Origin of the sequence: Streptomyces spongiae (assembly GCF_009377185.1) — a bacterium.
In the GTDB taxonomy this organism is placed as follows: domain Bacteria; phylum Actinomycetota; class Actinomycetes; order Streptomycetales; family Streptomycetaceae; genus Streptomyces; species Streptomyces spongiae.
Map to the genome: position 1 here is coordinate 1 of NZ_VJZC01000246.1, position 13,882 is coordinate 13,882.

At 69.0% G+C, this 13,882-nt stretch carries 8 protein-coding genes; 5 read left to right on the forward strand and 3 right to left on the reverse strand.

Features of this window, described 5'->3' with window-relative positions; all coding sequences use genetic code 11:
* Positions 1–344 precede the first annotated feature (344 nt).
* A complete protein-coding gene (locus FNH08_RS27825; RefSeq protein WP_152774285.1) occupies positions 345–860 on the forward strand; it encodes a DUF6912 family protein in 516 nt (171 codons plus the stop codon).
* A gap of 79 nt (positions 861–939) precedes the next feature.
* Entirely contained in the window at positions 940–1,605 is a 666-nt protein-coding gene (locus FNH08_RS27830; protein WP_152774286.1) for an HAD family hydrolase, read from the forward strand.
* Between the two features lie 120 nt (positions 1,606–1,725).
* Here FNH08_RS27830 and FNH08_RS27835 read toward each other — a convergent pair whose 3' ends face one another.
* Positions 1,726–2,292, reverse strand: a complete 567-nt coding sequence (locus FNH08_RS27835) for a DJ-1/PfpI family protein (RefSeq protein WP_152774287.1) — start codon at positions 2,290–2,292, stop codon at positions 1,726–1,728.
* 652 nt (positions 2,293–2,944) lie between these two features.
* On the opposite strand from FNH08_RS27835, the gene FNH08_RS27840 reads away from it, so the two are divergent.
* From FNH08_RS27840 to FNH08_RS27850, 3 genes are all read left to right on the forward strand, one after another.
* Positions 2,945–7,903 carry an NAD-glutamate dehydrogenase gene (locus tag FNH08_RS27840; protein ID WP_152774288.1) on the forward strand — a complete coding sequence of 1,653 codons (4,959 nt, stop codon included), beginning with the start codon at positions 2,945–2,947 and terminating at the stop codon, positions 7,901–7,903.
* A 215-nt stretch (positions 7,904–8,118) separates the two neighbouring features.
* On the forward strand, positions 8,119–11,016 hold the full coding sequence (locus tag FNH08_RS27845) for a bifunctional glycosyltransferase/CDP-glycerol:glycerophosphate glycerophosphotransferase (RefSeq protein WP_152774289.1): 2,898 nt from the start codon (positions 8,119–8,121) through the stop codon (positions 11,014–11,016).
* Positions 11,013–12,125 (forward strand): glycosyltransferase, encoded by a 1,113-nt coding sequence (locus tag FNH08_RS27850; RefSeq protein ID WP_322725553.1) that lies wholly within the window; start codon positions 11,013–11,015, stop codon positions 12,123–12,125. The genes FNH08_RS27845 and FNH08_RS27850 overlap by 4 nt, the downstream gene beginning before the upstream one ends.
* A gap of 108 nt (positions 12,126–12,233) precedes the next feature.
* Here FNH08_RS27850 and FNH08_RS27855 read toward each other — a convergent pair whose 3' ends face one another.
* Together FNH08_RS27855 and FNH08_RS27860 are read right to left on the reverse strand one after the other, a co-directional pair.
* A complete protein-coding gene (locus FNH08_RS27855; protein WP_407704468.1) occupies positions 12,234–13,064 on the reverse strand; it encodes an ABC transporter ATP-binding protein in 831 nt (276 codons plus the stop codon).
* 1 nt (position 13,065) lies between these two features.
* Positions 13,066–13,882 (reverse strand): ABC transporter permease (locus tag FNH08_RS27860; protein ID WP_152774291.1); only part of this gene is annotated, 817 nt, incomplete at its 5' end.

Here is a 13,882-nt window from a genome sequence, read left to right on the forward strand (position 1 = left end):
ATGTGTGTAAGAGAGAGGGTCATGACCTTGTTCATTGGGGGGTCCCCGTTCCGTGAACCGACCGCCCAGGGGATACCGGTCGGTAACTTCGTGGTTGGGGATCTTGTACGGGGCCGCGGGAGGTCGCCGCAACGAAGGCGGGCCCGGCGCCGGGCGGCCGGAATCTTCACCTATCAGTGTGATCCGGAGGGGCGGATCCCTTGGGGGCGCTGGGGTGTACCGGGTGACGCGGGAGCGGCGGGTGGACGCCGTGGACAACGCGGGTGGGGACTCGATGGGGGACACCCGCACGTATCCTGGGGTGACTCACCGGTGACCCTTCCCGACTACGAAAGCGGCTCGTCATGCGCGTCTACGTCCCCCTGACCCTTCCCGGTCTCGCCGAGGCGTACAAGACGGGTGCGTTGGGAGAGGGGCCGTTCTTCGCGTACGCCGTCACACCCGCGCTGCGCGAGTGGTATCTCTCCGACGACATCGAAGAGCTCGAGTACGCGGCCCTCAACCGCGCCGCCCTCGCCTCGCTGCGGCTCCTCGCCGTGGAACCGGGAGTGGCCCGGCGGCGAGTCGTCGTCGCCGTCGACGTCGCCGACGGGGCCGCCGTGGCCGACCCCGACCGGGGGCTCGACCCCCTGGCGCTCGGGGAGGTACGGGTCGCCGGTCCGGTCCCGCTGGCCAAGGCGGCGGCCGTGCACGTCGACTCCGACGACGCCGAGACCGACGTCGCCGCCGCCACGGATGCGCTGGGTGCGGCCGATCAGGGGGACGACGACGCCCAGTTCATCGTCGACGGCGCCGAAGACCACGAGCTGCTGTGGTTCGCGACGCAGGAGATTCCCAACCTGGTGGGGCTGGGGGACTGACCCGGCGCGAGGTGGCCAGGCACCGGCGTGCGGTGGGTGGTCACGGTGCGTTGTCAGTCGTGCCGGGTACGTTCTTGGTATGGGGAAGCACGGAGCAGCGCACATCGTCTGGGACTGGAACGGGACCCTGTTCCACGACAACGAGGCGATCATCGGGGCGACGAACGCGGCATTCGCCGAGCTGGGCATCGAGCCGCTCACACTGGAGCGGTACCGGGCGTTGTACTGCGTGCCGGTGCCGAAGTTCTACGAGCGGCTGATAGGGCGGCTGCCGACGGACGAGGAGTGGGAGATCATGGACGAGATCTTCCACCGGTACTACCTGGAACACCGCACGGCCTGCGGGCTGACCGAGGGTGTGCCGACACTGCTCGCGAACTGGCAGTCGGCGGGGCGCAGCCAGTCGATCCTCAGCATGTACGGGCACGAGGAGCTGGTGCCGCTGGTGCGGGGGTTCGGGATCGAGCCGCACTTCATGCGAGTCGACGGGCGGACCGGGCCGTCCGGTGGCAGCAAGGCCGAGCACATGGTCCGGCACCTGGGCTCGCTCACCGGTGTGGAGCCCGCCCGGGTGGTGGTGATCGGGGACGCGGCCGACGACGCGGTGGCCGCGCGGCACGTGGGCGCGCGGGCGGTGCTCTACACCGGGGGCTCTCACAGCCGCGCCAGCCTCGAGGTGGTGGGCGTGCCTGTTGTGGACACCCTGGAGGAGGCGGTCGCGGAGGCCGAACGGTTGGCGGCCTGACGGGCCTGACGGGCCTGGCGGGCCTGGCGGGCCTGACCGCTGCCGGGTGAGCGGCCGTAGGCCCGGAGTTCCGTACTCCGCACTCCGTACTCCGCGCGCCGCCTCCCAGGTCAGCTCACGTCAGGTCACGGGCGCCTTGGCCCGCAGGATCGTGAGGAACTCGCGCATCCAGCTGGAGTGGTCCGGCCAGGCGCGGGACGAGACGAGGGTGCCGTCGACCACGGCCTCCGCGTCCTGGAACGTGGCGCCAGCCGCCTGCATGTCCAGCTCCAGCGCCGGGTACGCCGTGACGCGGCGGCCGCGCAGGCTGTCCACGGCGGCGGTCAGCAACGGGCCGTGGCAGATCTGGGCGACCGGTTTGTCCGTGTCGAAGAAGGACTTGAGGATCTTGCGGAGTTCGAGGTCGTTGCGGAGGTACTCCGGAGCGCGGCCGCCCGGGATGACGAGGGCGACGTACTGGCCCGGGTCGACCTCGGAGAAGGCGAGGTCGGCGGGCCAGGTGTAGCCGGGCTTCTCGGTGTACGTGTCGAAGCCGGGTTCGAAGTCGTGGACGACGAACTGGAGCTTCTTGCGGGCGGGGGCCGCGATGTGGACGTCGTAGCCCTCCTCGCGGAGGCGCTGGTACGGGTACAGGACTTCCAGTGACTCCGCCGCGTCGCCGGTGACGATCAAGATCTTGGCTGACATGTCTCTGCGCTCCCCTCAGCCGTGGTGTGCGCCCTCTGCCGGGCGTCATGGGCAACGTGCCTCGGGGTCGAGGCCTTGCCAAGGGTGTGCGCCAGCCACAGGGCACCCAGAGCGTGGGTGACTGCCCCGGGGGCTGCGCCCCCAGACCCCCACTATCGGTCTGAACGGGCTTGTCCTCAAATGAAGGGTCCCCCTCCGCCGCGTGCGGGGTTCTGTGGCAGCGACTCTGTGCAGAACGTCAAACTTCTGGCCCCGGTTTTGTACACATACGGCTCATGACGGGGCCCCCGTCCGGAGCGATAGCCTTGTGGCGTGATCAGCGCGATATTTCGCGGGGGCCTCGTCGTCCCTGCCCTGCGCCCGGAGAGCACGGTCGACAGCCGTGACCGGGCGGCGGTCGCTGGTCCTTGCGGGCGGGAGGAGGCCGGGAGGTCCTCCAGGACGCCGACGGCATCCATGGGTCTGGGCGCACCGAGAGCAGTGTCACACCCTTTGTGGGCGCCGAAAATGGCCGATAACCCCTCGCCCGTCTCACCCCGCGACATAGCGTCGGATCAGACCGGACACCCCGCGTCACGGCGTCACGTCGGCAGGGAAGAGACCGAACTTCCTTCTACGTCACGCAACGGCGCGCGACAGGAGCCAGAGGACAATGCAGACCAAGCTGGACGAAGCCAAGGCCGAGTTGCTGGAGAGGGCCGCTCGGGTAGCTGAGAACAGCCCGGTCGGGGGGCACCTACCCACCGGGACGACGGGGGAGGGCAGCCCCGGCACCTCGAGCACCGCGGACCGCGAAACCGTGCTCGCGTTCCTCCAGCGCTACTACCTGCACACCGCCCCGGAGGACCTTGCCGACCGCGACCCGGTCGACCTCATCGGAGCCGCCTTCTCCCACTACCGGCTGGCCGAGAACCGCCCCCAGGGCACGGCCAACGTGCGGGTCCACACCCCGACCGTCGAGGAGAACGGCTGGACCTGCAGCCACTCCGTCGTCGAGGTCGTGACCGACGACATGCCCTTCCTCGTGGACTCCGTGACCAATGAGCTGTCGCGGCAGGGTCGCGGTATCCACGTCGTCGTCCACCCGCAGGTCGTCGTGCGGCGTGACGTCACCGGCAAGCTCATCGAGGTGCTCACCGCCCCGGCCGCAGGTGAGCTGCCGCACGACGCGCACATCGAGTCGTGGATCCACGTCGAGATCGACCGTGAGACCGATCGGGCCGATCTCAAGCAGATCACCAATGATCTGCTGCGGGTCCTGTCCGACGTGCGGGAAGCCGTCGAGGACTGGGAGAAGATGCGCGACGCGTCGATCCGCATCGCCGACGAGCTGCCCGCCGAGCCCACCGCGGACGACCTGCGGGGCGACGAGGTCGAGGAGGCCCGCGAGCTGCTGCGCTGGCTGTCGGACGACCACTTCACCTTCCTCGGGTTCCGGGAGTACGAGCTGCGGAAGGACGACTCACTGGCCGCCGTCCCGGGGACCGGGCTCGGCATCCTGCGCTCCGACCCGCACCACCAGGTCGAGGAGAGTCACCCCGTCAGCCCCTCCTTCGAGCGGCTGCCCGCCGACGCCCGCGCCAAGGCCCGTGAGCACAAGCTCCTCGTCCTCACCAAGGCCAACAGCCGCGCGACCGTCCACCGGCCGAGCTACCTCGACTACGTGGGTGTGAAGAAGTTCGACGAGCAGGGGAACGTGGTCGGGGAGCGGCGCTTCCTCGGGCTCTTCTCGTCCGCCGCGTACACGGAGTCCGTCCGCCGTGTCCCCGTCATCCGCCGCAAGGTCGAGGAGGTCCTGGGGCGCGCCGGGTTCTCGCCCAACAGCCACGACGGGCGCGACCTGCTGCAGATCCTGGAGACGTACCCGCGCGACGAGCTGTTCCAGACACCCGTCGACGAGCTGCAGTCCATCGTCACGTCCGTTCTCTACTTGCAGGAGCGGCGCAAGCTGCGGCTCTACCTGCGCCAGGACGAGTACGGGCGCTACTACTCCGCCCTCGTCTACCTTCCGCGCGACCGGTACACGACCGGCGTGCGGCTGCGGATCATCGACATCCTCAAGGAGGAGCTTGGCGGCACCAGCGTCGACTTCACGGCCTGGAACACCGAGTCGATCCTCTCCCGGCTGCACTTCGTGGTCCGCGTCCCGCAGGGCACCGAGCTGCCCGAGCTCAGCGACGCCGACAAGGACCGTATCCAGGACCGGCTGGTGGAGGCCGCGCGCTCCTGGTCCGACGGCTTCTCCGAGGCGCTGAACGCCGAACTCGGCGAGGAGCGAGCCGCCGAGCTGCTGCGCCGGTACGGCAACGCCTTCCCCGAGGGGTACAAGGCGGACCACAGGCCGGGTGCGGCGGTCGCCGACCTCGTCCACCTCGAAAAGCTCGGCGACGGCGAGAAGGGCGGCAAGGACTTCGCGCTCAGCCTGTACGAGCCCGTGGGCGCCGGACCCGGTGAGCGGCGGTTCAAGATCTACCGCCGGGGCGAGTCCGTCTCCCTCTCCGCGGTGCTGCCCGTCCTCAACCGGCTCGGCGTCGAGGTCGTCGACGAGCGGCCGTACGAGCTGCGCTGCACGGACCGTACGAACGCCTGGATCTACGACTTCGGGCTGCGCCTTCCCAAGGCCCTGATCGACAGCGGCATCCTGGGCGACGACGCGCGCGAGCGGTTCCAGGAGGCCTTCGCGGCGACCTGGACCGGGCAGGCCGAGAACGACGGCTTCAACTCGCTCGTGCTGAGCGCCGGGCTCACCTGGCGCGAGGCCATGGTGCTGCGGGCCTACGCGAAGTACCTGCGGCAGGCCGGCTCCACCTTCAGCCAGGACTACATGGAGGACACCCTCCGCAACAACGTCCACACGACCCGGTTGCTCGTGAACCTGTTCGAGGCGCGGATGGCGCCGGAGCGGCAGCGGGCCGGGCTCGAACTCGTCGACGCGCTGTTCGAGGAGCTGGACAGCGCCCTCGACCAGGTGGCCAGCCTCGACGAGGACCGGATCCTGCGGTCCTTCCTGACCGTCATCAAGGCGACCCTGCGGACCAACTTCTTCCAGGAGGCGCTCGGCGGGAAGTGGCACGAGTACGTGTCCATGAAGTTCGACCCGCAGGCCATCCCGGACCTCCCGGCGCCCCGTCCGGCGTTCGAGATCTGGGTGTACTCGCCGCGGGTGGAGGGCGTGCACCTCAGGTTCGGCAAGGTCGCGCGCGGTGGTCTGCGCTGGTCCGACCGGCGTGAGGACTTCCGCACCGAGATCCTCGGCCTGGTCAAGGCACAGATGGTGAAGAACACCGTCATCGTGCCCGTCGGCGCCAAGGGCGGCTTCGTCGCCAAGCAGCTCCCGGACCCGTCCGTGGACCGCGACGCCTGGATGGCGGAGGGGATCAGGAGCTACAAGACCTTCATCTCCGCACTGCTCGACATCACCGACAACATGGTGGCCGGCGAGGTCGTACCGCCCGCCGACGTCGTACGGCACGACGAGGACGACACCTATCTGGTGGTCGCCGCCGACAAGGGCACGGCGACGTTCTCGGACATCGCCAACGAGGTGGCCCAGTCGTACAACTTCTGGCTCGGTGACGCGTTCGCGTCGGGCGGCAGCGCCGGCTACGACCACAAGGGCATGGGCATCACCGCCCGCGGTGCCTGGGAGTCCGTGAAGCGGCACTTCCGGGAGCTGGGCGTGGACACGCAGGCCGAGGACTTCACGGTCGTCGGCATCGGTGACATGTCCGGTGACGTGTTCGGCAACGGCATGCTGCTGAGCGAGCACATCCGCTTGGTCGCCGCCTTCGACCACCGGCACATCTTCATCGACCCGACTCCGGACGCGGCCACCTCGTACGCCGAGCGCCGCCGCGTCTTCGAGCTGCAGCGCTCCTCCTGGGAGGACTACGACACCGAGCTGATCTCCGCCGGTGGCGGCGTGTTCCCGCGCACCGCCAAGGCGATCCCGGTCAACAGCCACATCCGCGAGGCCCTCGGCATCGAGGGCAAGGTCGCCAAGATGACCCCGGCCGACCTGATGAAGGCGATCCTTCAGGCGCCGGTCGACCTGCTGTGGAACGGCGGCATCGGTACGTACGTCAAGGCGTCCACCGAGACGCACGCCGACGTCGGCGACAAGGCCAACGACGCCATCCGCGTCGACGGCGGCGACCTCAGGGTCCAGGTCGTCGGCGAGGGCGGCAACCTCGGTCTGACCCAGCTCGGCCGGATCGAGTTCGCGCAGCGCGGCGGGAAGATGAACACCGACGCCATCGACAACAGCGCGGGCGTGGACACCTCCGACCACGAGGTGAACATCAAGATCCTGCTCAACGGTCTGGTCGCCGAGGGCGACATGACCGTCAAGCAGCGCAACAAGCTGCTCGCCGAGATGACCGACGAGGTCGGCCACCTGGTGCTGCGCAACAACTACGCGCAGAACACGGCCATCGCCAACGCACTCGCCCAGTCCAAGGACATGCTCCACGCCCAGCAGCGCTTCATGCGCCACCTGGTGCGCGAGGGCCACCTCGACCGGGCGCTGGAGTTCCTGCCCACCGACCGCCAGATCCGCGAGCGGCTCAGCGCCGGGCACGGGCTCACGGGCCCGGAGACGGCCGTCCTTCTCGCCTACACGAAGATCACGGTCGCCGAGGAGCTGCTGCACACCTCGCTGCCCGACGACCCGTACCTGCTCGGCCTGCTGTACGCGTACTTCCCGACCGAGCTGCGCGAACAGTTCCCCGAGAACATCGACAGCCACCCGCTGCGCCGCGAGATCGTCACGACCGTCCTGGTCAACGACACCGTCAACACGGGCGGTACGAGCTTCCTGCACCGTCTGCGGGAGGAGACCGGAGCCTCGCTGGAGGAGATCGTCAGGGCGCAGACCGCGGCCCGCGCGATCTTCAACTCCAGCGCGGTGTGGGACGCCGTGGAGGCGCTGGACAACAAGGTCGACGCCGCCGTCCAGACCCGTATCCGCCTGCACTCCCGCCGACTGGTGGAGCGCGGCACGCGCTGGCTGCTCAACAACCGGCCGCAGCCGCTGGAGCTCACCGAGACCATCGCGTTCTTCAAGGACGGCGTGGAGCGTGTCTGGGCCGAGCTGCCCAAGCTGCTGCGGGGCGCCGACCTGGAGTGGTACCAGAAGATCCACGACGAGCTGACGGACGCGGGCGTCCCCGACGAGCTCGCCACGCGGGTCGCCGGGTTCTCCTCCGCGTTCCCGACGCTCGACATCGTCGCGGTGGCCGACCGCATGGGCCGGCAGCCGATGGAGGTCGCCGAGGTGTACTACGACCTCGCCGACCGTCTCCGTATCGCCCAGCTCATGGACCGCATCATCGAGCTGCCGCGCGCCGACCGCTGGCAGTCCATGGCCCGCGCGGCGATCCGTGAAGACCTCTACGCGGCCCACGCGGCGCTCACGGCCGACGTCCTGGCCGTCGGCAACGGCGAGGCCACGCCCGAGCAGCGGTTCAAGGGCTGGGAGCAGAAGAACGCGCCGATCCTCAGCCGGGCGCGTATGACGCTGGAGGAGATCCAGAGCTCCGACGCGTTCGATCTGGCGAATCTGTCGGTGGCCATGCGCACGATGCGGACGTTGCTGCGCACGCATTCGTAAGGGCGCCTCCGTAGGGGTGGTGCGCGTTGGTTTCGCGGCTGCGGGTTCGTGGTGGTTGCTCGCGCAGTTCCCCGCGCCCCTTTCGGGGCGCCCCTCCGGGGCGCCCCGAACCACCCCGAAGCAACCCACACGGCTCCCATGACATCTACCCATGTGGCTCGCAGGTGGACTACGTCCTGTAGTCGGGCCAAACCGGTACGTCTACGATTAATGGGATGAACGTGGATCTACGCAGCTCCCCGGAGCCCGCGACACCGTCCGCCGCCGTGCCCGCCATGTCCGTCGTCGTGATCGTCTACAACGACGAGACCAGGCTGCCCACGGCGGTGCACTCCGTGCTGGACCAGACGCTGCGCGGCGTGGAGGTCGTCATCGTCGACGACCGGAGCACGGACGGCTCGTACGACGTGGCCCAGCGCCTCGCCGCCGAGTACCCCGGCCGCGTCCACGCCCACCGGCTGCCCGAGAACAGCGGCGGCTGCGGCGCCCCCCGCAACCACGGTATCCAGCAGGCACGCGGCGACTACGTGCTGTTCCTCGACAGCGACGACGTGCTGGAGCGCAACGCCTGTCGCAACATGCTGGAGGCCGCCGAGACCACCGGCGCCGACCTCGTCTCCGGGCTCTGTGTCCGCGTCCACGTGGATTCGCGCAACGGCAAGGAGGTCAAGTGGTACCCCTGGCTGTACACGACCACCCGCACCCTGGAGTCGGTCTCCGAGCTGCCCGACCTGCTGGTCTTCGACACGCTGTCGACCAACAAGTGCTACCGGCGTGACTTCCTGCTGGAGAACGGCCTGGAGTTCCCCGTCGGCATCCACTACGAGGACCTGCTCTTCTCGGCGCATGCGTACACCGCCGCCCGCCGCATCACCCTGATCCCCAACCGGGTCTACGACTGGAACGTCGTCGACAAGGCGGACGCGAAGTCGATCAGCAACCGGCGCGCCGAGATCGCCAACTTCACCCACCGCATGGAGATCCACCGCCGGGTCGACCAACTGCTCGTCGACCGGGGCGTCGCGGAGCTGAAGTTCCACAAGGACGTCAAGTTCCTCAAGCACGACCTCGTGCTGCACCTGCGTGACCTGCCGTTCCGGGACGCCGCCTACCGGCAGGAGTTCGCCGCGATCGCCCGGGAGTACCTGGAGTCGATCGACCCGGCCGCGTACGACGAGACCGAGCCGATCCACGCCATCTGCGCCTATCTGCTGCGCAAGAGCGACTGGGACAACCTGCTGCCCGCCGTGGACACGCTCACCAACCGGAACAAGGTCTCCGCGCCGCTCGTCGAGCGCGACGGCCGGGTCTACTGGTGCGCCGAGCACCTCGACGACCCTGACGACGGGGACTTCGCCCGCCATGTCCTGGACGTCACCGAGCTCGGCTACCACACCAAGCCGGTCGAGAAGTTGTTCCTGCGCAACGAACTGACCGAGTACCAGGGCCCGTACGGTGGCGCCGGCGGTACGGTCCGCCTCGCCGGGCGCATCACCAACCCGCTCGGTGTCGTCCCGCCCGGTGCGCGCCTCACCGGCGAACTGGAGTTCGCCGCCCGCCGCAAGGGCGTCCGCTTCCAGGTCTTCCGCTTCCCCGTGGCCCAACTGCGGCACGAGGGCGAGACCATCGCCTGGGAGGCGGTCGCCGACCTCGCGCGCGGGCTGCGGCCCGTCGGCGTCGTGGACGCCGTGTGGGACGTACGGCTCCACCTCGGCGTCGACGGCGTGCGCACCACCACGCGGCTCACCGCCTCCGAACCGGGCCTCGCCACCGGGCAGTTGCCCGTGCGCCCCCGGCTCACCCGGCTGGTCGCCGACCGCATCGAACCGCAGATCTCCTCCCGCGGCCACCTCGCCTTCCGGCTCGTCCCCGACAAGAAGGCCAACGCCCTGGTCGAGCGCGGCATCCACGGTGCCCCCGGGCGGCTCGCCAAGTCCGGGTACCGCAAGGCCAAGAAGGTGCGCAAGACGCTCGCCTCCGGGAACACCAAGATCCGCCTCTACCACGAGGCGTTCAGCCGGCTGCCCGTGAAGAAGCGCCTGGTCGTCTTCGAGAGCCACCTCGGCAGGCAGTACAGCGACAGCCCCCGCGCCATCTACGAGGAGATGCGCCGCCAGGGTCTGGAGTTCGAGGCCGTGTGGGCGTACGCGGACAAGCCGGAGGGCTTCCCCAAGGACGCCTTACTGGTGCGCCGCTGGTCGGTTCCGTATCTGAAGGCACTGGCCCGCGCCGCGTTCTGGATCGACAACCAGAGCTACCCGCTGAAGCTCACCAAGCGCCCCGAGACGACGTACATCCAGACCTGGCACGGCTCCGCACTCAAGCGGATGGGCTTCGACGAGCCCGAGTGGAAGCTCCGCTCCCGCGCCGAACAGGCCGCACAGCAGCGCACCCTGGACCGCTTCGACCGCTTCCTGGTCCGCTCCGAGCACGACGTCCGCACCCTCGCACGCGCCTTCCGCCTCCAGGAGAAGACGCTGCTGCGGGTGGGCTACCCGCGCAACGACGCACTCGTACGAGCCCGGGAGACGCCCGGACGCCCCTCCGTCGCCGCCGAGTTGGGCATCCCCGAGGACAAGAAGGTCCTCCTGTACGCCCCCACCTTCCGCCAGCGCGGGCAGCGCCGCTTCGAGCTGCCCTTCGACGTGGAGCGCTTCGCCGACACCTTCGGCGACCGGTACGTCCTCCTCGTCCGCTCCCACTACCTCAACCACGTCGTGCTCCCGCCGTCCGTCCGGGACCGCGTCATCGACGTCTCCGCGCACCACGACGTGACGCCCCTCCTGGCCCTGGCCGACGGGCTGATCACCGACTACTCGTCCGTGATGTTCGACTACGCGCTCCTCGACCGGCCGATGTTCTTCTTCACGTACGACTACGAGGAGTACGTGCACGAGGGCCGCGGCACCTACTTCGACCTGCTGGAACGGGCCCCCGGACCCGTCGTCCGCACCGAGGACGACCTGTACGCCGCGCTCGGCTCCCTGGAGGAGCAGTCGGCCAAGTACTCCGGAGCCCGCGAGCGGTTCGTCGCCGACTTCGGTGAGTACGACCAGGGGCATGCCGCCCAGAACATCGTCGACCAGTTCTTCGCTCAGTGGAGGCGAGCGTGACCCCGTACCCGTACCCGTACCCTCCGAGGGACGTCTTCCTCGTCGCCAACAGCGTCAACGAGCTGGGCGGAGTGGCCACCTGGACGCACCAGATGGCCCGGCTCTTCACCGAGTGCGGGCACCGTGTGCACGTCGTCGGCATCACGCCGCCCGAGGACGTCATGGAACTGGGCGACATCCCGTACCCGACCACGACGCTCTACGACGGCCAGCCCCCGAGCCCCGGCCGCGCCCGGGACGCGAGCATGCGCGAGAAGGCCACCCTCCTCACCTCGCTCTTCCGGGCCGCGCGCCCCGGCGGGATCGTGATCGTCACGCAGGTGTGGGCGATGGAGTGGGTGAAGCTCGCCGACACGACCGGTCTCAAGGTCATCGGGATGAGCCACGAGGCGTTCGAGTACAGCAAGAAGACCTCGCGCTTCCGACGTGTCCTGAAGCACTACGCGGATGTCGACCGCATGCTCGTCCTCACCCGAGAGGACGCCGACCTGTGGATCGGCCAGGGTCTCAACAACACCTCCTTCATGCCGAATCCGTTGCCGTTCATACCCGAAGAACCCTCGCCGCGCACCGAGAAGGCCGTCGTCAGCATCGGCCGGCTGCACGACCAGAAGGGCATCGACATGCTCCTCGACGCCTGGGCCGAGGTCGCGCCGCGCCACCCCGACTGGACCCTGCGGATCTACGGTTCCGGCGAGGACGAGGAGATCCTGCGCAAGCAGTGCACCGAGCTGGGCCTCGACGACTCGGTGGAGTGGAGGGGCCGTACCAGCGACGTGCCCGGCGCCCTGCGCGGCGCCTCCGTCTTCGTCCAGTCCTCCAGGGGCGAGGGCTTCCCCCTGGCCCTGATGGAGGCCATGGCCACCGCCGTCCCGTGCGCGGCCTTCGACTGCGCCCCCGGCGTCCACGAGATCGTCCGCGACGGCGAGGACGGCCTGCTGGCCACCCCCGGCAACACGGGCGAACTCGCCCGCCGACTCGACACGTTGATGTCGGACAAGCACCTACGGGACCGCATGGGCGAAACGGCCCGCGTCAACATCCAGCGCTACACGACGGACGAGATCGTGCGGCGCTGGGAGGAGTTGTTCGGGTTCTTGGAGAGGTGACTTTCAAGGCCGAGGGGGGAGTTGAAAGGGGCGCGGGGAACTGCGCGACAAGCCACGAGCAACCCGCACCCGCCGTACGCCAGTTCCCCTCGAGCTCTCAGGCGTTCCCTACTTCTTCCCACCCGTGAAATCCTCGTACTCCCGCAAAACCTCCTCCGTCGGCCCATCCATGCGGAGCTCCCCCCGCTCAAGCCACAACACCCGATCACACGTGTCCCGGATCGACTTGTTGTTGTGGCTCACCAGGAACACCGTCCCCGCATGCTTCCGCATCTCACGAATACGATCCTCGGAGCGCTTCTGGAAGGAGCGATCCCCCGTGGCGAGGGCCTCGTCGATGAGCAGCACGTCATGGTCCTTCGCCGCGGCGATGGAGAACCGCAGCCGCGCCGCCATCCCGGAGGAGTACGTCCGCATCGGCAGCGTGATGAAGTCGCCCTTCTCGTTGATGCCGGAGAAGTCGACGATCTCCTGGTAGCGCTCCTTGACCTGCTCACGGGACATGCCCATCGCGAGGCCGCCGAGATAGACGTTGCGCTCGCCGGTGAGGTCGTTCATCAGGGCCGCGTTGACGCCGAGGAGTGAGGGCTGGCCGTCGGTGTAGATGCGGCCGTTCTCGACGGGGAGCAGCCCGGCCACGGCCTTCAGCAACGTGGACTTGCCGGAACCGTTCGTTCCGATGAGCCCGATGGCCTCGCCCTTGTACGCCGTGAAGGACACGTTCTTCACGGCGTGCACCTTGCGCACGCCCGACGCCTTCTCGGTCTTCTCGCGGCGCAGGATGCGGTTGAGCGCGGCGGTGGCGCTGCCGCGCCCCGCGCCCGTGCCGTTGACCCGGTAGACGATGTCGACGCCGTCCGCGATGACGGTGGGGACGGGCTCGCCGGAAGCGAAGGAAGACGCGTCCTGAACGGTGTCCCGAGCCCCGGTGATGGTGATGTCAGCCACGGCCGTACGTCTCCTCAGCCTTCCAGAAGTAGATGAACCCGCCGACGCCGGCGAGCAGTGCCCAGCCTGCGGCGACGGCCCACACGTGGTGGGGGAGCTGGCTCGCGTGGAAGCTGTCGATCAGCGCGAACCGCATGAGGTCGATGTAGACGGCGGCCGGGTTGCACGCCAGCAGGGTGTGGACCACGTTCGGGATGCCCGGGCGGTCGGTCACCCTGTCGATGCTCCACATCACGCCCGACACGTACATCCAGGTGCGCAGCACGAAGGGCATCAGCTGGGAGATGTCCGGGGTCTTGGCACCCATCCGGGCCATGACCATCGCGACACCGGCGTTGAACACGAACTGGAGCGTGAGCGCGGGCACGATCAGCAGCCAGGACGCGCTGACCGGCACCCCGAAGGCGAGCAGGATCACGACCAGGGCGGCCATCGAGAACAGCAACTGCTGGAGCTGCTGGAGCGCGTACGACACCGGGAGCGCGGCGCGCGGGAAGTGCAGCGCGCGGACGAGTCCCAGGCTGCCGGAGATGGCCCGCGTCCCCGCCATGATCGAGCTCTGGGTGAACGTCCACACGAAGACGCCGGTCACCAGGAACGGGATGTAGTCCGGCACGCCCCGGCTGGTGCCCATCAGGACGCCGAAGATGAAGTAGTAGACCGCCGCGTTGAGCAGCGGGTTGGCCACCTGCCAGATCTGGCCCAGCTTCGCCTGGCTGTACTGCGCGGTGAGCTTGGCCGTGGCGAACGCCGTGATGAAGTGCCGGCGGGCCCACAACTGCCGTACGTACTCGGGCAGGGTGGGGCGG